Below are 21,181 nucleotides of genomic sequence, written 5' to 3'. Positions count from 1 at the left end.
TCGAATGAAGCTTCCGATTAACTCGCAACTAGCCTCCAAAACCTATCGAACTTCTTGCAACTCGAAACCATTGAGCCATACGCCTCTCACGCCATTGTCGTCGCGCAGATGCACACTCACTGGGTCGGTGTCTTCGACGTCAAAGTGAACGGTGGCGGTCCCTGGTCCTGTTTCAGGAAGAACCTTACCGCTGGTCATCTCCGTATTCGTCGAATTCGATTTCGCGCTCACGCTGACTGTCTTTGCAACGGGGATCTGATGGATGTTCAACGTACGCAGACGCTCGCGGTTAGGATCCATTGAATTGGTGTTCGAAACCGGAGCGTGATGGAACGTCGTCAGTGCGTAACGACCTGGAGGCAACCCACTGAACACCAACTCAAAACCTTCCGGATCGATCACACAAACGCCCTCACCCATCACAAAACCATGGAAGCCTTTGACGTTCATTTCACCGAGCCAGCGAGTCACGCCTTCGTCTGAACCTGTCTTCAACTCCACCGCCACCCCACTGAGAAAATCCAATGCGATCGACGCCGGTTGATCGTTCTCACCGAACCAAGGACGCCAGCCGAACTGCACGAGCTGTCCCTTCTCGCCAATATCAACACGCACGCGTTGGAGATCATAAATGGGGCGTGCATTCACGGCGATCCAGTCGGCGTTGAACGGCCCGCTCGTAACCTTCGTTTCAACCGGATCGAACCCTGGACATTCGGCGCGAATGGTGATTTCACCCGCGGACAGTCCGGTTCGGATCATGACGGGCGCCGCTCCCCGCGAAACGGGTGCCGGGTTGGCTCCATCAATTACCCCATCGCCCACAATGCTGGCGGGCCCGATCAACGAGTAATGAACGTCGAGGTCCGTTGCGGGAACCGTGTTTCCTTCTTGATCCACGAAACTCGTAAATGCCATCACAATGTCCGATCCATCCGCGATCAGTTCCCTGCCTTCCATGTCCGCAACGATCCGCATGGCAACCGGTGGTCCCGACGTTGCGTCCTCGGGGATTCCTTTCGTGCGGAAGCCATCCATCAGTCCGCTTCGCATGCGGCTACCGGGATGCTTGGTCGGATGGAACGTGTAATAGGCGTGAGCGGTCCAGTGGATCAGCCCCAATCGCATCGGATCGCTGCTGTACAACGCGATGTTTTCAGGCGTTGCGATTCCCTCCATCGCGAGCAAAAACTCGTTCCGCGTCCAATCGTCGATCCCGTCGTAATCCATATTGGTAAACAGGTCCGTGACGCCCGAATTTTGCACACCCGTCCACTCCGCACTATTCGACGCTGTCCAACGTGTCGGATCTTCCTGCTTGATCGCGTAGTGCATTCTCGGAACGGCGCCCCGGTGATTGATCCCCGCCCCCCAAATAATCACCGAAGGATGATTGCGGTGATTTCGGACCATCCTCCTTGCCGCCCGTTCGAGGTTGTCGAACCAAGCATCGTTGCCGATTCCGATCCACGTCGGTGGTTCCTCATAAACGAGAATGCCGAGTCGATCGCACGCATCGAGCAAAGCGTTGTCTTGCGGGTAGTGCGCCGTGCGAACGATATTCATGCCTTGCTGTTTGAGCTGAAGAACATCCTTGAAATGCAACGAGTCCGGCACCGCATCCCCGATGAACGCATAATGTTGATGACGATTGGCTCCCAACAGTTCGATCGGTTTTCCGTTAAGCAGCACCCCATCTTCTTTACTCAGCGTCACGGACCGGACGCCCAATGGGTTTTCGACGCAATCGACGACGCGATCGCCGTCGAAAATGGTTGTGTTAACGCGATACAGGTACGGATCCTCGCACGACCATAGACGCAATCCCTCTTCAATTCCGCCACACTGATTGAACGTGCGATCCATGCCGGGTGCGATGTGTTCGGTATCCCACAGACGCAGAACGACCATCCCCTCAGCGTCGATGATCCAAGTGAGGACGCCACACTCTTTGGCGTGAACACTCTCATTACGGACCGAGGTGCGCACCGAGATCGTGGCGTTGCCATGCAGCGGGTCCACGGTCGGTGTCGTGATCATCACCCCCGCAAAAAAGTCTTCCCACGGAAAGGTGACGTGCAGTGGACCGGTTTCGGTCAAAAAAACATCGCGATACAGCCCACTGAATTTGACATAGTCAAAGGGCCCTGGGTCCGGCGGCGTGTCCTCGCGGCGGCGGTTGTCCACTCGCAACGTGATGCTGTTGTCGCCGGACCGAACAAAATTGGTGATGTCAAAATGGAACGGCGTGTATCCGCCAATAGCATGCTGCCCCACATGCTCACCGTTCACCCAAAGGTCCGTCACCTGATGTGCCCCCTCAAATTCTAAGAAGACCTTCGATGCGTTATCGGAAACGTTGATCGTACGGCGGTACCAACCAACGATTCGATGGAACGTCAGTTGAGTTTTATCATCGTCGCATCCGTCCAAATTGATATCCGTCAATTTCAACGTATGCGGAATGCTGACCTGCTCCCAATTGGCATCATCCACATCGCTGCGGTAATAGTTTCCCTCGGGATCGCCAAGGTAAAACTTCCAGTGCGTCGTCAGGCTCGTTTTGCGACGTTCCGACTCGGGATAACCGTCGGGCAATTCCGACACCGCCGAGCAAGAACGCGCGATGCATGTCGCAATCAAAACGAACGTCAGTACTCGGCCGAGACCTCTCATGGGGGATCACATTGAATGCTTAAGGAATTGAAAGAGCAGCAGACGCATCGCGAAACAACACGGCAGACCGCCGACGGTCAACGCGAAACGAAAGGCTGCAACCGAAATTGAAATCGATACTTCCCTGAACGTGGCACGTATTGAGGCAGGGTGTGCGAAAGCGTTCCGCCCAACCCGAGTTGCAACAGATCCACGTTAAGCGTGTAGAAACCTTGCTTCTTCAAATCGTAAGGATGCTTCGCGCGGTCTATGTTTTCGGCGTCATAGGGCCAGATCGAAAAACTGAACGTCGGCGAACCGACAACACGCAACCCCGAGATGTTGTCCGATGTGGTCAACGCTGCCCAGCGTGTGTCGGTGCGATTTCCATTCTCCTGCGGCATCGCATAGTTGTGGAACATCTCCTCAGTCTTCACGTTGTATTCGCCAACGAACGCCCCACGCCGTCGGTCGTCGTAGTTCTCAAAAGGTCCGCGTCCGTAATAGGTCGTGTTTTCGTACAGCGATGGAACTCCTGCGGTCATTCCAAAACGGATCAGATTCGGCAACGACTCGTCAGCGTCGAGTTCCATTTTGACGACCAAGTTACCGTCGTTGAAAAGCGTGTAGCGTGTGACTAACCGGATTTGATCCTTGAAACCTTGCGTGACCACGATTTGTTTCGCGGCGTCCGATACCGTTTCCACCTCAACCGATTCGGTTTTCAATTTCCACGGTAAATCCTTCCAGGTCTGTTGCGACTTTCGGAAGTCGCCCGAGCTGGCCGCCTTCGAATCGTTGTCTGTCGGCGGACGCGAAAAATTGGGACGCATCGGACGGACCAACTGCTCGACCCCGTCGACACGATACGAATTCAAAAAACCAGTTGCTTTTGAAACCCTCGCCGAAAACGTCTTACCCACGAGCGTAATTTCATCGTCCGATTCGCTGACGTCGAGGGATCCGTTGGACGTCGACACGTACTCGCCCGGTTCAGCCACCGGCTTCAACAGAATCTGATCCGCGGCGACTTCAAACCCTTCTTCGCACCAAGGTCGATCCGACGTTTCGTGCACGCTCAAACGCAACCAATACTCTGCCTCATCGGAAAAATCCATTTCCGCGTCAGGGATCGTGATCACGCCAGTCGCCCCGGCAGGAATTTGCTGCGGCGGAAGGTTGCCGGATTTGAGTTCAGTTCCGTTTTGATAGATCGCCCAACGGATTTGATAATCATTCAAATCCGAAAACGCAAAACGATTCGAAACCTCGACCTCGGTCAAACCACGATCAGATGATTCAAACGCGACCGGTTGAAAAACGTGTTTGCATTCCCATGCATGCGGGTTCGGAGTCCGGTCCGAGGCAAACACTCCGTTCATGCAAAAGTTGCCGTCATTGGGGACATCGCCGAAATCGCCTCCATAGGCGAAGAACGTCTGACTGCTATCGTGAGTCTTTTCGAGTCCTTGATCGATCATGTCCCAAATGAATCCGCCCATCAGATTGGGTGCGACTCGGATCTCGTCCCAAAACTCCCCCAGTCCTCCAAGCGAATTTCCCATCGCGTGCAAGTATTCACACATGATGATGGGGCGATCGATTTTGGGATTTTGTGACATATTGACCAGTTGGCTGAGGTCCGGATACATGCGACTGACCACATCCACGTAGTCTGAATCGTCAGGATTCGACATCGTCGGCCAACCTTGAGATTGGTAGCCCACTCCGTTGCCCTCCACGTAATCCGGATCCGACGGGTCACCTTGGGCGCCTTCGTAATGAATGAATCGCGAAGGATCGAAATACCTAATCCACGTTGCCGCGGCCGCCATGATCGGCCCGGTACCCGATTCGTTGCCGAGCGACCATGAAATCACACAGGGATGATTCTTATCTCGCTCGACCATTCGATAGATACGACTCATGATCGCACCGGTCCACGACGGCGTGTTCGGAATGAAACCGCCGAGGTGGTGGGTTTCGATATTGGCTTCGTCCATCACGTAGATCCCGTACTCGTTACAGAGTTCGTAGAAATACGGATCATTGGGATAGTGAGACGTGCGGACCGCGTTGAAGTTGAACCGTTTCAACAACTCCACGTCCTTTCGCATGTCATCACGGGTGAGGGCTTTTCCGCGCACCGGATGATGATCGTGTCGGTTCACACCCATCAACTTCACAGGGACACCGTTGATCAAAAGCTCCGCTCGATGACTGATTTCAATTTTTCGGAAACCGATCTTTTGACTTCGTGTTTCAACGACGTTGTCCTGGGGATCACGAACCGTCAAAACGAGATGATACAGATTCGGGTCTTCGGACGACCATTTGCGAGGATGTTCAATGTCGGCCTCCATGAACGCGAATTTGGTGATATCGCGAGCGGGCCAACGTTCGTTGTAGACCTCACTAACCGTTGTCGTTAACGGGTTATCCAGAACGGCTTTTCGATCGGCATCGAAGAGTTGCGCCGTAAGCTTCCATCCCTCGAGTTGCTCGACGCCCCCGCCAACCCGAACGCTCGGACGTATTTCCAACTTTGCATTTTTGAGATCGCGATCAAATTTAGTTCGCACGTAGAAATCATTCAGAGCGATTTTGGGCTGAGCCAATAACATGACTTCACGTTGGATGCCACTCAAACGCCACATGTCCTGGTCTTCCAGATAACTGCCATCGGACCAACGAAACACTTGCACAGCAACGCGGTTGGCCCCTGGCTTGACGTATGGTGTCACGTCGAATTCTGCCGCCAAACAACTGTCCTGGCTATATCCGACTTGCTGACCGTTCACCCAAACATAGAACGCCGAGGAAACACCACCGAAGTGCAGGAGAATGGACTGATCCTTCCAGTCCTCGGGCACCTCAAAGTCGCGGAAATAGCTGCCGACCGGATTGTCGCGATAGATGAAGGGCGGCCGAGGCGGTTGTGGGCCTTTCCAATCGTACTTCAGCGTTTTGTCGAAGATCCGCGGCGTGAAGGGATAGGTAATGTTTGTATAAATCGGCTGACCGTGCCCTTGCAGTTCCCAGTTCGACGGAACCGGAATGTCATCCCATCCATCGCCGACAAAATCAGCCGCCATGAAATCCGTCGGGCGTTCGTTGGTTCGGTCAACGTACCGGAACTTCCACGTCCCGTTGAGCGACCGCATCCGAGAGCGGGATCGGTCGCCAACCAACGCGTCTTCGACATTAGAATAAGAGTAAGTCGGAACGCGTGCAGCGAGTTTGTTTCGCTCGAACGTTGTTTCCGACTCCCAATCATTTTCAGCAAGCGCCAACGACGGACAGGCGACGAACAACATTGCAGTGAGGAGATAAAGCTTCATTTCTCGGACGCATTCTCAGTTACAAGTGGCGTTGAATTGCCCGATCGCGCGGACAATGAAACAGCTCAAACGACACCAGGCAAGATCGCGACACGCACGAAGAATGGGTCACTAAAGCTGTAGATAGTGGGGACGGTTTGATCGCCATGTCTCGCCAAGACTCCTCTGCGATCATGCAACGATGATCACGATTGTACAACGACGAAACACACGGTCGGTGATTCCAAACACGCATGCGACAAAACGCACAAAGAAACACGAATCTATGCACTTCAAAGCGTTCGCAAAACAACTGGTGTCAGATACGGAGGCGTTGGGCACCAACCACACGCGATGCAAAACAAAGCCTTACGACACCATTCTTGCCGCGGCGCATACGACGTGCCTCGAAGCCGTTAAAGATTGTAGGTTTCAATACACAGTCGGGTGGGCGTGCCTCATGTGATCTAGCGTGAAAATTGCCAACAAACGAAAGTCAAAAAATTGAACAATGCGTCACGAATGAACGCGACGACATCAAAATGCTGTTACTGCGTGAGCGGTTCTCTTTCGGGCACATTCGCCAACTCGCTATGGAGTCGAAGCCACTCGCGTGCTTGATCGCGAGACTCGCTCGGTTGATGCATCCACAGGTCGGTATGAGGGTGAATGACTTTGCCTTCCGGGATTGCAAAGATCTCTGTCGTGGGCACATTGAGAAACGTGAAATCTGCGAGTTCGAGGTGATCCTTGAGATACCGATCTCGGAGACCACTCGCGTTCGTGCTGCACACTAAAACCGGACGACCCTTCAGTCGCGAAAGACGTGTCAACGCGGACTCTCGATCACTCGCGGGATAGTTCCACGTTCGATCACCGTCGAAGTGGTCATGCGTAATGACGCCCCTCCACAACGTTGCGATCTCGTCATCGGCGAGCCCGATGTAGCTCGTTGCGATCGCGCCTCGCGAGAACCCGCACACAAAGACCCGGTCCCTGTCTCCGCCGTACTGCTCGCAAATGCGTGGCACGTTTGTCTTGCAATACTCGGCGGTTGCCTGGGCGTCGCCCCACCACGTCACCGCGTTCTCGGTGTGATTGGCTTCGACATACGGCATCGTGACCCAAATATAACCACGCCCGCCACTGAGCCCGTAGCCAAGATTCGCGTCTTCAACGCGTCCGGTCGACGCAGACGGCTCCCATCGATTCCCGGTGTACTCGACGATCACCGGGTAAGATCCGCCCGGTTTCCAATCCGCCGGCAAATACAACGCGTGGTACACCGACGTGCCCGCATACTCAGGTGTGATCTGCCGAACGCGTCGCCCCGCACCGGGTTGTTCATCGGTCATCACCGGAGTGGTCAGTTCGAACGCATCGATCGCTTCATCCGCGGAAACAGATGCGGTTAACGAGGTAAACGCAGCACAAACGATCGCGCACGCGAGCAACGGTTGAGGACTGATCATTGGCGTGTCTCATTCACGTCACTTGCTCGCTGGTATACTAGATGCCTTGCGTTGCTTTCGCTGAGCCTGACTGAGGCCTTGCGAGAAGTAGATATCCGGTTTGAGCCAAACGCGAGTATTCTTCATTTCAGGATCGTGAACGTCGAGACTCAGGTCACAGTCGAACCGCGCGAGAATGCTGTGGCTCTTCGCCCATGTACCCGGATTGGTAAAATGAGAGAGCCCCCAGGTGATGCCTCGACCGTTTCCGTTTGAGTCAAACGCGTCGGGAACATGAGGCCCCGAGGCGATCGGCATGAGTGATGTCACGGCCGCGATTTGAAAGTTGATTCCGTCGGGTGCGTATTGAATCGTATTGCTCTCGTTTCCATTCGTTGTCGCGAACGAAACGATTCCTTCCTTGAAAGGGAAGTAGGCGGTCTCGTGGCCCGAATTCATCAACGGGTTCAACGGATGTTTCTCGAACGGCCCGTGTGGGTCGTCGGCCATCGCCAATCCATTTGCCACGAGGTATTCGGGTCGATCGCCAAAGGCGGCTTTGTAGTAAAGATAGATGCGGCCTTTGTAAACGAGAGGATAGGGATCATGAATCGAAAACTGATCCCACTCGCCCGGCGCACCATTGGGAACCACGACGTCACCGTGAGCAGTCCATGGCCCATCCGGTGAATCCGCATACGACATCGCGACAGGGCAATGGTCCCCCTTCGTACCGCTAGCCTCCATGAACCCCTGGTAGTACAGATAGTACTTGCCCTTCCACGCGAGCACGTCCGGCGTTGCCACCGAACGCCATCCCACTTGCGGTTTCGGCGGACGCGGAACGGCAACGCCCTGTTCCCTCCACGTGAAACCATCGTCACTGGTGGCGTACCAGATTTCGCATAGATCCCAATCTGTCGAAGGGATCGTGTCGGTGCATTTCGCCGCACCTTGCGGAGGAGTCGGCGTATCACGTTTGGTGTACCACACATAATACTTATCATTGATCCGCAGAACCTTGGACGGATCTCGACGCGAGACCGTACCGTCGCCGCCGTGATAGTCAAAACCTTCGAGGCGTGTGTACTTGAAACTGGAAAACAGTTCGTTGTCTTCCGGGCGGGGCGTCAGGTAATTCGTGTACAACCGATCCATCGCAGCACTTAACGGACGCGATGGCTTCGACTGAGGAATATCCCACGGAAAACCGTCTGGTTCGTCCGCAACTAACGCACTCGGATTCAGCGACGTGACCAGCGTCAACGTAAGTAAAGCGATTCGTTGATAAAGCGACATGGAGCGTGATTCAGATTTGGAGGTGCAGGACGACCGCCGCACGGACAGCATGCGGACCTATTCGGCGGATTCGCCGACGGCGGTGTGATTGAGAATGCGGCGTGAAGAGAAACGGCGGATCTGTTGGTAATGCCACGTTTTGTATTCGTGAGTTAATCCCCAACGAAGGATTTCGGTCGGTTCTTTTTCGCTGTCCGCGGTGCGATTAAGCCCGATCGCGTGCGGTGCGTCTTTGATCACCGACATGATTTCAAAATTGATCCCATCGGGAGACCACTGGATCGTATTTTTCTCGGGTCCATCCGTCGTGATCAGGGAAGCAATCCCTCCGTTATAGGGCCACACACAAACTTCATGCCCGCTGTTGCTGATCGGATTGTACAGACTCTTCACGTAGGGGCCCTTCGGGTTGTCCGCGATCGCGACGCCGTGCCGAATTTGTCGACCGCCGAACGTGATCGCTTCGCCCATCTGTTCTCCTTTGTAGTAAAGGTAGAACTTCCCACGGTACGGAAGGATGCACGGGTCGTGAACCTTGTGGCTATCAAAGTCACCTTTCTTGATAACCTTGAACCGGTTCTGTTCCTCACCTTTCCAAATCCCGTTGTCCGCTGGACTGAGAATCGGCTCGTCGCTCTTCGTCCAAGGGCCATCGGGTGAATCCGACCACGCCAACCCGACTTGGTTTTTAACCCGCACGGTATAAGGCGATTTCACAGTCTGGTAGCAGAGATAATACATCCCATCGTGCTTCATGATTTCGCACGTGAAAACCGACCGATCATCATAGGCACCCTTGGGTCCTCGCGCAACGGCGGGTCCTTCTTCCTTCCACGTCCAACCGTCGTTCGACGTTGCGTACCAAATGTCACAACGATCCCACGGGAACACTTTTTCGTTTTCGATGTCGCCGCCAAAACCTTGCGTTGGCCCGGTACCTCGCGAATACCAAACGTAGTACTTCCCGTTCTCTTTGATGATGGCACTCGGATCACGACGGCAAACGCCTTCTTCGTACGCGAGGTCACCCTTGAGATCCTGAGTGTCAAACTCAATGAACCATTCGTTTCCAATGTTCGGCCACAACAACGCTCGCTTCGATGCGGCACTCAGTTTGTCGGGATGCGTGATGCCCAGAAAGTCAACTTGCTCAGGTGTGGGAACCGGGGATTCTTGTGCCATGGCGGAGATCGATAGAAAGAGAGAGGTAACCAGAACGATCAATTTCGCAAGCTGCATTGTGAGTTCTCGAACGAGCGGTGGGAGAAACCGAACGGGTGCGAATCGGAAGACATGCTGCACTCGGAAGCGGCCCGAACGATTGAGTTCACGCGTTCAGAGCGAATGCCGTGGCCTTCGCGGGCTTTGCACGAAACCCACACTCGCACCCATTGTTAACAATCGACAAAATATCTCCTTGGGCGGCGATGTCAACGCCTAGCGGTCAGGATTCCACCCAAATTGCCGCTTTCGGGGCATCGGCGTCCAACCGAGAAAGTGGAAAAACAGCACGCGATCTCGTGTATTTAGCCGACCGAACACCAATTGCCTGGCGAATAAGTTTCGGTATCGCGCCGTCCGGTTATCGAATGCCTGCGATCAAGCGGCAGCATTTCATTCCGGCTTGCGTACCCAACAGCGGACGTAATCCACCGACATCTCCGTTGGGAAGCCTTCCGGGGTACTCGCGTCGGGTACCGGGACTCTTCCATCGACGCCGGCCCACGCGATCAGCGGCGGGCGCAATTCCATCGTCAGCGTCACGCTCATCGGAAGGTGCCAGTAAAGATTGTCTTCTTCGGCGACCTTCTCTCCATCGATGTACCACGTGATTCGCTCGGGCGTGTTCTCACACGCGTAGACGTGATAGTCGTCACGCGGATCCCACGGTGCATCCCAATGATGTTCACAAACGTCGGGCATCTGCTGGGGACGAATCCACTCTTCCTTTCCGAGTTCATTAATGACTCGAGTGTGCAGATTGCAGTCGATACGATTGACTTCGGTGGGACGCCTAAGCTCTCTATCCCAACCGGCCTGCAACATCTCGACGATATCAATCTCGCTATACGTCACCTTGGGGTACTTGGGGTTCTTCTCGCGTCCGTTGCTGTACAGCCAAAACGCGGGACAGAGCCCCGGAAAGCGACTGCAGCCTTTGATCCGTGCTTCGAAATATCCATACGTTGTTTTCTGTTGTGATTGGAGGATCCCAAGCTTGTAGAAGTACCGGTTGCCTCGGTGCGTGTGAGGTTCATAGCGTGCTTTGATGAAGAGTTTTCCATCTCGCTGCGAAAGATTGTCCGACGACCAGGCTCGCTCACCCCACGGTCTCATGTCCGTCGTCCATTTGCTTCGATCGATTCGACCAGAGTTGAACTCGTCCGAAAAAGTCTTGACGAGTGTCCATGACTTCGACAGATCTGGATTCTGCAAGAACGGCTGCGGAGAAGCATCGGCATTCCGAGAACGTTCCGTATTCGACTGCGCTGCCACCAACGTTTGCGCGGTGACAACGCCCGACGAAAGTACGCAACTTGCGGCGACGATTGCCACGAAAATTTGAGATGACATCATGAGAGGGCCTTGTAGGGAGGGAGGCTGAAGGCGGGTAGGCAAGTGGAGAAAGGTGGGAGCGTGGGTGTCGAACGAGTTGGTTCGGCAAACGCAAAAGGCGGACCGCAGTTCGGGGAGTGACCGGAGGATAGACAGTGAGGTGGGGGTCTCGCTGGCCGATACTGATGATGCCCGAACCATGCGAGGCGATCGTACAATCACGAACAACGACTTGGCATCGCGACAGATCCACCGGGCTAGGCTCCACCAAACTCGTGACGTACAATAGTGCACTACTCAGACCGATCCGAATGCGTCTGCGACGACTCCACAAACAAGCTGGCGTCGTGGTATTGGCGATGGGATCCCAAACCGGATGCGTGCCGTTCAACCGCACGTGCCGCCTGGGACTCCCGATTCTTCGACCGCGTCTTCACCTTCCTCGTGTTAACTCGACTCCGACGAACGAAGCGACTCGACGCTTCTCGCCGGAAAACACTCCGGGCCTCTTGTATAGAGCAACCCGCGAATGTATGATGTTAACAATAATTAGACCAGTCATCACTTGTCTAGGGGCTTGAATCATTGTTTGGAGGCGAACATGCCGTTGATTCCGCAGACCGTGCGTGAGCAGGTCACCAATCAAATCCGAAATGACTTACTGTCGGGCCGTTTCCCCGCTGGCACAATGCTTCGCGAGATCGAATTGGCGGCGCGTTTTGGTGTCAGCCGCGGTCCAGTTCGCGACGCGTTCATCCAACTCTCCCACGAAGGCTATCTCGCCTATCAAGCCAACCGGGGCGTGATGGTGCGTCATCCGCCTGACCCGCGGGACAGAGAGTTCATCACCGAACTGCGATTAAAAATTGAAACCTATGTCATCGAGCGTGGCTTCGAAGACAAGAGTGACGAGAGCGTCAATAGCGTCGAACTCGCGTTGGAACGGTTGAAGGAAGCATGCGACTCCGGTGAAGCCTCCCAAGTCGCGATTCGAGATATTGAATTCCATCAAAAGATCTTGCTCGCCTGCGGCGGTGATGACTTGGTGCCGACATGGCGACAACTCTGCTCCCGCATGCTGCTGACATACACGCGATTGGGCGACTACAGCCAAGCTTACAAGGAGCACGTCGCAATCTTCGAACCGTTCCGCGACGGTGATATGAAAAAGACAGTCGCTGCGATCCAAGCAAACATCAAGTAGCGATTCGGAGACGCTGTCCGTCCTCGATGTCGTTTGACAGGACAACGTTGATTACCACAAGTGAGCGTGCGCGGCGGAATTGGCCTCTCGCCTCTCAGGCGCGCAGAGCGTTTTTTCCGATAGCCTCGGTTCTCGGTAGGTAACGACCTTCGCCAGAATGTGCCCCACCGTCTAGGCCACGGCGGCTACAGCGACCGCGGGATCGCTCTCGTGTCGTGATCAACTCGCACTTCTGCTCGGAAATTCAGCTAACACCAAGTCTGTAGAGCAAAACACTGCCAGAGCCTCTGTCACTCTCCCACCCTTTCGGCAACGAAGTTCCGGTCCGGAAGCATCGATCACCCGGATCGATCGCAGCGAGTTGACCGGCAGAAGCCCGCAAGAACTTTCCGCTGCTTGATCGAACGCGGGCTTCCGCACGCAGTCATCGCAGCGGCATATTCAACACCAGTCCGCGTCGCCGACTACCTCTCCGGTGCATTGCAACGGTACCTGCCTGCGCGGTTTTGCTTTCTATTTTTGCGACCACATTGTTGCCCCCGAACCGCTCGCATGCTCTGATCATATCCCCACTCCCCACTGACACTTCGCCTGGAGCTCAAACGATGCAAATCAGCCAATCGCCATTCGGTGAATTCGACGGCCAACCCGTTGAACTGTATACACTTGAAAACAACAACGGCGTGGTTGTCAAAATCACGACGTACGGTGGGACCATCACATCAATCGTCACGCCCGACAAGGACGGCAACACCAGTGACATCGTTTGTGGTTTCGACACGCTCGAAGGCTATTTTGCCGACGAGTACAAGACGAACTCTCCATACTTCGGTTGCCTCGTCGGGCGTTACGCCGCGAGAATCAAGAACGGTCGATTCACCGTTGACGGTCAGCAACATCAAGTCGCAACCAACGACGGACCGAATCACTTGCACGGTGGCGTTCGCGGCTTTGACAAACGCATTTGGTCGGTCGAAGGCACGAGTGAAGACAACGACAGCGTGAGCTTGACGCTGTCACTCGATAGTGTCGACGGCGAAGAATCGTTCCCGGGCAATTTGAAAGTTGTCGTTCAGTATCGCCTGACGAATGACAACGAAATCCAAATCCAATACCACGCCGAAACGGACAAAGCGACACCGGTATCACTCACCAATCACACTTACTTCAACCTCAATGGCTTCAAAGACAAAGTCCTCGATCACGTGCTTCAACTCGACAGCGACCGGTATCTCGTACCAGACGAAACGAACGTGCCTGTCGGGGAAGAAGCGGATGTCGCAGGCACCGCGGCGGACTTCACTCGTCCCAAACGGATCGGCGACGCCTTCAATGAACTGCCGCTCGGATTCGAACACTTCTACGCGTTCAACAAACCGGTCGGCACGCTAGCCAAGGTTGCCGAGGTTCACGAACCGACCACCGGGCGCAAATTAGAAGTCATGTCCACCGAACCGGGCACCCTGTTCTATACCGGTCGATACACATCGGACAATTTGAAGCGAGAAAGCGGCGACCAGTTTGGGCAGTTCCGTGCATTCTGCATCGAGACATCCAAATACCCGAACGGTCCGAATATTGAGGGTGCCCCCAAGAGCGTGCTGCACCCGGGCGAAAAGTACGACGAGACCACCGTCTATAAGATCAGCTGGGCATAGTTCGAGGACATTCTCTCGGACGAAGTCGCCAAAGTCACAGGACATTGACGCCCCAATCCTGGCGACTAGAGCGTTCCTGTAGATGACGTGGGTTATCAAAGATAACTACGCTTGCCGGAACGTCGTCCACCGGCGGGCGTCGGTGGCTACAATCAAAATAGAAGTGCTCTCAATCTTGGCTCATTGAGCAATGGTGAACAGCCAAGTCATCAATTGATAATGCTCTCAACGCGGACACGTTTCGGCATTGAGTTGCGGCCGTTTGGCTCGTCCGGAACGTTTTGTCGCAGCACCGTTGCGAAACTACCTCGTGCTAGTCGAAGGCGTTAGAATCATAAACTTTCGAAGCAAATCTGGCGTTTGCGGGTCGGCAGAACGTCCTTTCCCAATATCAGCAGAGCATGGTGGCTCGTGTGTTGATTCACAGGCTCACGAGAGCAAAAGGCATCATGAAAATAGAACACTTCGCCTGCCAAGTTGCTGATGCGGACGCCGTCGCGAGTTGGTACTCGCAGCACTTGGGTTTCACCGTCAAACGATCAGGTGACGCGGGGTATCCGATGCACTTTCTGCTCGATCAATCCGGTGAAGTGATGATCGAGTTCTATACCAACCCCTCCATCGAAACGCCTGTCTACTCAGCGATGAACCCGCTGGTTTTTCATATTGCGTTCGTTTGTGACGATCCCGAAACCACGACCACGCGATTGTGCGCCGCCGGTGCCGCCTTGGTTTCTGGTCCCGACGAAACCGCCACGGGCGACAAACTCGCCATGCTGCGTGACCCATGGGGCCTCGCGATTCAATTGTGCCATCGCGCGAAGCCGATGCTTTGAGCCGACTTGTCAACGCCTCGCAATCGATCCTCTGACCGCATTGCGAATCCCCACTTTCCCTTCCTCATATTTGGGACTTAGTACTGATGACTCCTGACCAACACGCGATGCTAAGCAACGCATCTCGACGTAGTTTTCTTAAAACCACCTCCGCTATGGTGGGCGCCGGAGCGATCCCTTCGATCTGGACGAGTCGCAACACGTCGGCCGCTGCGGGGACAAACAAACCGACGATCGCGGCGATCGGTGTTGGCGGAAGTCGTGGTCGGTACAACCAAGGCCGGGCGATCGCAAACGCAGCGGCGCAGTTAGGTCAGATGGTTGCGGTATGCGATGTCGACGCCTTACACAACGATGAGTTCAACGCGGCGTACGACGGCAAACTCAATACGTACCAGGACTACCGCAAGTTGTTCGAGAATGAAAAACCGGATGTCGTGACGATCGGCACGCCGGATCACTGGCACGTTCCGATCGCATTGCATGCACTCGACCATGGTTGCGACGTTTACTGCGAAAAGCCGTTAACCCTGACAATCGCCGAAGGCGAGTTGATTCGCAAAGCGGTTGAAAAATCGGGACGCGTGTTCCAGGTTGGTACGATGCAACGCAGTTGGGATCTGTTCATGTATGCCGTAGCGATCGTGCAGAGCGGAAGACTGGGCGACAATGTCACTGCTCACTGTGGCATCGACCCGGCTCCCGTTGGCGGCCCGTTTGAAACAACGCCGGTTCCCGAGGGACTCGATTGGGATCTCTGGCTCGGCCCCACGGTTAAGAAAGACTATTCGATGGAACGCCGTCGGTTCTTTCGTTGGTACCTGGAATATTCAGGCGGAAAGATGACAGACTGGGGTGCCCACCATGTCGATATCGCCCAATGGGCGTTGGGTCTCGACCACACCCATATTCAAACGGTTTCTGGGAGGGGAGCATTGACTCCGATTGTCCCTGACCAATTCAACTGGAACAAGTTCTTTGCTGGCGAAGCTGATCTGCCCAATGCATACAACTCCGCAACGCAGTTCAACATCGAGCTGACTTTCGAAGGCGGCAAAAAGATAACCGTCAACGACAAGTACAAATCGGGAGACACCTCGTTCGGAAACGGCATCTTGTTCGAAGGTGACAAGGGCCGCATTTTCGTGAACCGCTCGAAACTGCAGGGCAGCGCGGTCAAAGAAATCTTTGGCGACAACCTCGAGAAAAAACGACTCGCCAACGGCAAGCGAGTCGATAACTTCCAGGAATGTTTTGCACGACTTGACGACGCCACACGAACCGAATTCGAAGAGGCCTTCACGAAACTCAACAAGGGCAAACGAGTCACCTCACACATGGAAAATTTCTTCGCGTGCATTGAAGACCGATGCGAGCCGATGTCCGACGTGTCGAGCCACATCAACTCGATGAATTCGCTGCACATGTGCAACATCAGCTTGATGCTAGGACGCGCGCTCGAGTGGAACGGCGCCGCCCAAAACTTCGGAAGCGATGACCAAGCCAACGCGTTAATGACTCGCAAACGTCGTGAAGGATTTGAACTCGACGTCTAATTCCAACGCAAATCCTAACGCACGGGCGCATGCCCCCCCCAGTTGAGAACCATCCTGCAATGCCGTCGCAAGAATCACTTTCACGATGAACGCGATGGCTGTTGTCGGTGGCATGCCCGAAGTACAGCACGCAGACGGGTGATCGCCCATCCAACGAACCACCGCCCTCTCACCACAAAACAGTCCCCATTTCTTCGAAGTAGGTCCGCCACACCTTCAGACCAATCCTACGCAGCGATCGTCAAATCTTCGGATGCATTGACTCGGCGAATGGATTGGTCATGGGGGACAGTGACTGTTTTTGGAATCCTCTAGTTGTTGAATCTACGTCCCGAGCGATCGAGGCGGATTCACTGTGCAGGTCCGATCTGCTCGCCGCGCACGCCTTGCCGCACGATTACTCAACAAACCTTGCGTCGGCCCATACCGAGTGATCCGAGTGCACACCGTTGCCGGCGTCAGTGGTAAGCAAGCGAACGTGTTGAGCGTCGGTAGGAAACACGACGTGGATCTCTTTGCCCGGATCACGTCCCCTCATCGTGGGACTCTTGAAAATCGTTTCCCAATCGTCTTCGGTCGGTTCCACGTTTTTGCCGACCTGGACAAGAAAAACCGCGGAACCGTTTCGCTGAACATGGTCCTCGATCCCAATCGTTGCCTTGATTCCCTTGGCTTTGGGAAATTCTGACAGGTCGAAATCAGCATGCCCCGTTTTGCTGACCGCGACGGGGCAAACGAGCAGACCGTGTTCGAACGGTTTACCGCCAATTACGATCTGCTTGCCGATGTAATTGTTGTCACGCCGGACTCCGTTGTGCGCCGACTCGATCGTCGTGTCCACGCCACTCAAATAGGGATACGCCGACGCATAGTTGCGTTTGATGGGATCACAATGATAGACCGCAAGGCTCCGTAGCTCGGCGGTACCCGCGATCGATTCGAGACAACGAAAACGGATCCGATTGGTAACAACGGGCCGAACACGGTCAATCTTTTTATGGCCAATTGTCTCGTACATCGGGTTGGAATTATAAGGCGCCCATCCGATCAATTTGTTTTTCGGTACCATCGGTATCCATTGATCGTCGACGTAGGCTTCGAGAGTGTACTTCGCAATCCGTTGTCCGTTAGCGATGTTCTCCATCGTCACCACCGTATTGATCGATGTCGGGGTCTCCCACTTGAGCTCAACCGTGTCGTCTCGAACCACTTCGTCGAGTTTCGCAATCGGGCTAGAAAACCGGTTGCGAATTTCATCTCCGAGAGCCTTGGCGGCGACCACAAAGTCATCCGGTATCAATCCACGACTATCGGGCGGAAGGTTGATGATCGTGTTCGCGCCGAGTCCCACAGTGCGGTAGTAAAGATCGATGTGCTCCCATGTCGAGCGTGGATACGTTTTCTTGAGATTGTCGGGGTGCCAGAACCAACCACCGTAGTGAAAACCTGAGTTCGTTGTGCATTCACGGACCCGCCAGAATTTCCCAAACGGATCACCACGTCGGACATCCGTTTCGAGCAGTCCATAATTGTTCTTCACCGAAAAATCCGTTGCTCCGGCTGCGGGACGGGAGTAGTTGGTTCCGTCGACGGTGCTCACGGCGTTCCACATCGGGTAAACCACGTGCCCGGTTTCATTGCCAGGCACCCAAGTTTCGGGGCCCATGAAAACCATTTCGGGTTGCAGCTCAGCGGCCAAGTCCGTGGCGGCCCGCCACACGCCGTCGGGATCGGTGGCATCCCAGTGATCCGACCACATGAACGCGATCGGTCCGTAGTTGGTCAACAATTCACGTAACTGGCCAAGCTGAACTTTTTTGAATGCAACTTTGCGAGATTTGTCGCTGAGAGCTTTGGCGACTGCTTTTTCACGCTCGGCGCCCCAGGCGATTTTCCCGCTCTGGGATTGCAGCGCTGCGTGAGCATCATGACTCGCCGTTAAATACAACGCGGGGTGCAGACCATGTTTGCGACAGGCGGCCACGAAGTCTCGCACGATATCTCCCTTCCCATCCATGTAAGGGCTGTTGGCGATTGTGTAGTCGGTCGTCTTCGAAGGCCACAAACAGAACCCGCCTTCGTGTCGCGCCGTCAAACAGCAGTATCGGGCGCCCATCGACTTCGCAACGATCACCCATTGTTCGGCGTCGAGTTCGGTAGGATTGAACTTGGACGCAGGTTCTCTGCCATCACCATGTTCTTGGCCCGTATAGACATTCAAGCCATAGTGAATGAAACCGCCGACTTCCCAATCGGCGAAACGGAGTTGTTTCGCGGTTGGTTTGGCGAGCTCATAGTTTTGGGAAGAAGCGGTGTCCGCACAAAGAGCATGAGTGACGATCAACGCGATCGACATCGCAACAGTCGAATTGTATAGAGAACGCATGGCAGGTGGATAAAGGCGGGCGGGGTGGAAGGAGCGGATGCGTGGCATCACGAATGAAACACTCGTGCTCGCATCGTCGTAGCCAACACAGATCTGCAGAACCGCAGTCCATAGATTACCATCCGTTGCACCGGAAACATTTGCGAGCTTGAGAACTCTCAATCCTAGTTACCCTTGCCGAAACTGAAAACGCGATACAAATATCTCCTTACGTTGGTTCGGCAACGACGCATTTCACTTGATCGACCGAGGTTGGCCTATGGAGTGATATCGATCACCTCACCTTCGCCACAGTCGAGCATTCAAGATCGTTGCTCGGTTCTTCCGAATCGCTGAATTGTCATGGGGTTGGTGAGGACAATGCCACTCTCCTTAGCTCGGTGCTGCCACTTGCTCGCCGCTGCCACTTGTTCGACCTGTCACTTCTCGGAACTAACACGCCTCGCGGAATTGCTGACCTGCCATCACGCTCGGGTCGGCACAGCGCGTACCCTGAGATTGCCATGTCGCCGGTCGTTCGGGGAACAAGAAACGTCCAACGTCCCTGCCGCTTGCTTTCCCGCCCCTTCCGTTGGCCTCCACCCCTTATCATACTACAATACGATTTTATTTCATGTAGTGAGAGTTCAGAGAGCACGAGCGATGACCATCGAAGCGATAACGTCAGGTCGTTCTCCATGACAACATGAGGTCCGGGCGAGATGCGGTTCAATTTCGATGCAATGTGATTCCTTTGGAGGATGCGATGGTGATGTTGTTAAAGCGCGTACGTTTATTATCCGTGGCGATCGGGCTGGCGTGGCTGACAATCGGTTCAGCCGTTGAACCATTTCCGAACGCGCACCCTGCGTCGGATCCTTCGAATCAAGGTGGTTGGGTCTTGAACCCGAACGTCAGCGACGAGTTCGAAACAGCCCCGCTGGATGCGGACAAGTGGTTGATCCAAGGGACCGACGGTGTGTTGAAGTCCAACTGGATCGGGCGTGCACCGTCTCAGTTTTCGACGGACAATGTGCGGATCGAAGATGGGCTACTGAAGCTACAAGCGCGATGGGAGCCGGACTTCGAGTTTGCGAAGAAACGCGATTTCTCGTGGAAGGAAATGAAGGAAGGACTCGCGTATGAAAACATCACCACCGCCGCGGTGATCTGCAAGAACGAGTTCCTTTACGGCTACATGGAGATCCGATGCAAAGCGGCCGACGCATCCGTCACGAGCGCGTTTTGGGCGACGGGCAGTAAGACGGAGTTGGACGTGTTCGAGTTTTCGGGACGCCCCAAACAGAGACACAAGTTGCACCTTGAATCCGAACTGTGGTCCTCGATTCACGATTGGTCGAAGAAGGGCGGACCGACAACATGGACCGACCGATTGCAGTTGGACTTCAAAGTGGCAGAGGGCTTTCACGTCTACGGACTCGACTGGGATCCCGAGTACCTGAAGTTCTACGCCGACGGCAAGTTGGTTCGGACGGTACTGCGTCGAGAGATTGGCGATGAAGCGTGGGTGATCACCGGACCGATTGCCATTTGGGTCGACTCGGAAACGTTTCCTTGGCATGGAATACCAGACAAAGATGATTTGCCCGTCGACTACGAAATCGACTACATCCGCGTATGGCAGAAGCCGGACTACGAGGTTCGACCTCGCGAGATCGCGTCAGAGGAGTCAACTCCTGCCGACAATCCCCCTTCCACGCAGGAGGCATCGTTCGGCTTTGAAGGCCCGATCCGCGTGGGCGATCAACAAGAGGATTGGTGGATTGCCGAAGACTCGCGTCCCTACTTTCAGATCAGCAACGAGAAACCGCTGACCGGACGTCAATCGCTGAAGTTTTCACACCCAAGCCGGCTCGACGAACGTGCTGTCGCATTCGCTCCCAACGGTTGCCTGAACATTCCCGCGGGCGAACACCTTCTCTCGGTGAACGTTTGGCTGGAACCGAATTGCTCAACGAAACGAATCAATGTCATACTCGACGATCCGTGGTATGAACTGAAACCGTTCGATCTCACCGGCCTCGCGACGGGCGAATGGATCACGCTGTCGCAAACATTCCAACGTCAGGCTGCGTCGGGAACCAAGGACCGGCCTCGAGTTATCGTGACCGCCGAAGACGCCGGCAATGTAGGCAGCGTTCTCTTTATCGATGATCTTTCGATCCGTTGATGCCAATGAGAACGTATCCGAGGGAAATGAACGGGCTTTGCGTGTGGACACAAAAAAAGCCACCTCATGTTGAAGGTGGCTTTCTCGCAA

12 protein-coding genes are annotated in these 21,181 nt (G+C 54.6%); 5 read left to right on the top strand and 7 right to left on the bottom strand.

Going from position 1 to position 21,181, the window contains the following annotated elements; all coding sequences use genetic code 11:
• Positions 1–42: 42 nt before the first annotated feature.
• The 6 genes from FHS27_RS15785 to FHS27_RS15760 form a co-directional block, all read right to left on the bottom strand.
• A complete protein-coding gene (locus FHS27_RS15785; RefSeq protein WP_246419879.1) occupies positions 43–2,676 on the bottom strand; it encodes a glycoside hydrolase family 2 protein in 2,634 nt (877 codons plus the stop codon).
• 77 nt (positions 2,677–2,753) lie between these two features.
• Complete coding sequence (locus FHS27_RS15780) at positions 2,754–5,996, bottom strand: glycoside hydrolase family 2 TIM barrel-domain containing protein (protein ID WP_184305878.1); 3,243 nt, start codon at positions 5,994–5,996, stop codon at positions 2,754–2,756.
• Between the two features lie 527 nt (positions 5,997–6,523).
• Complete coding sequence (locus tag FHS27_RS15775) at positions 6,524–7,447, bottom strand: hypothetical protein (RefSeq protein ID WP_184305877.1); 924 nt, start codon at positions 7,445–7,447, stop codon at positions 6,524–6,526.
• An 18-nt stretch (positions 7,448–7,465) separates the two neighbouring features.
• Positions 7,466–8,725: a glycoside hydrolase family 117 protein gene (locus FHS27_RS15770; protein WP_184305876.1), complete on the bottom strand. Its 1,260-nt coding sequence runs from the start codon at positions 8,723–8,725 to the stop codon at positions 7,466–7,468.
• 57 nt (positions 8,726–8,782) lie between these two features.
• On the bottom strand, positions 8,783–9,907 hold the full coding sequence (locus FHS27_RS15765) for a glycoside hydrolase family 117 protein (RefSeq protein ID WP_246419877.1): 1,125 nt from the start codon (positions 9,905–9,907) through the stop codon (positions 8,783–8,785).
• A gap of 432 nt (positions 9,908–10,339) precedes the next feature.
• Positions 10,340–11,302 carry a kappa-carrageenase gene (locus FHS27_RS15760; protein ID WP_184305874.1) on the bottom strand — a complete coding sequence of 321 codons (963 nt, stop codon included), beginning with the start codon at positions 11,300–11,302 and terminating at the stop codon, positions 10,340–10,342.
• A gap of 580 nt (positions 11,303–11,882) precedes the next feature.
• On the opposite strand from FHS27_RS15760, the gene FHS27_RS15755 reads away from it, so the two are divergent.
• The 4 genes from FHS27_RS15755 to FHS27_RS15740 all read left to right on the top strand — a co-directional run bounded on the left by FHS27_RS15755 (position 11,883) and on the right by FHS27_RS15740 (position 16,535).
• Positions 11,883–12,485, top strand: a complete 603-nt coding sequence (locus FHS27_RS15755; protein WP_184305873.1) for a GntR family transcriptional regulator — start codon at positions 11,883–11,885, stop codon at positions 12,483–12,485.
• Positions 12,486–13,090: 605 nt separating this feature from the next.
• Positions 13,091–14,143 carry an aldose epimerase family protein gene (locus tag FHS27_RS15750; protein WP_184305872.1) on the top strand — a complete coding sequence of 351 codons (1,053 nt, stop codon included), beginning with the start codon at positions 13,091–13,093 and terminating at the stop codon, positions 14,141–14,143.
• A 449-nt stretch (positions 14,144–14,592) separates the two neighbouring features.
• Positions 14,593–14,979, top strand: a complete 387-nt coding sequence (locus tag FHS27_RS15745; RefSeq protein WP_184305871.1) for a VOC family protein — start codon at positions 14,593–14,595, stop codon at positions 14,977–14,979.
• Positions 14,980–15,065: 86 nt separating this feature from the next.
• A complete protein-coding gene (locus FHS27_RS15740; RefSeq protein ID WP_246419875.1) occupies positions 15,066–16,535 on the top strand; it encodes a Gfo/Idh/MocA family protein in 1,470 nt (489 codons plus the stop codon).
• 397 nt (positions 16,536–16,932) lie between these two features.
• Here the strand turns inward: FHS27_RS15740 and FHS27_RS15735 are convergent, their stop codons facing one another.
• The gene (locus FHS27_RS15735; RefSeq protein WP_246419873.1) at positions 16,933–18,921 is read right to left on the bottom strand and encodes an alpha-L-fucosidase; all 1,989 of its coding nucleotides are present in this window, start codon (positions 18,919–18,921) and stop codon (positions 16,933–16,935) included.
• An 880-nt stretch (positions 18,922–19,801) separates the two neighbouring features.
• Between FHS27_RS15735 and FHS27_RS15730 the strand changes: the two genes are divergently transcribed.
• Positions 19,802–21,091: a family 16 glycosylhydrolase gene (locus FHS27_RS15730; RefSeq protein WP_246419871.1), complete on the top strand. Its 1,290-nt coding sequence runs from the start codon at positions 19,802–19,804 to the stop codon at positions 21,089–21,091.
• The last annotated feature ends 90 nt before the right edge of the window (positions 21,092–21,181 follow it).

The sequence above is a fragment of the Aporhodopirellula rubra genome (genome assembly GCF_014192335.1).
GTDB lineage: Bacteria > Planctomycetota > Planctomycetia > Pirellulales > Pirellulaceae > Rhodopirellula > Rhodopirellula rubra.
The sequence above is the reverse complement of the archived record's forward strand: the minus strand, read 5'-3'. Positions and strand labels throughout refer to the sequence as shown.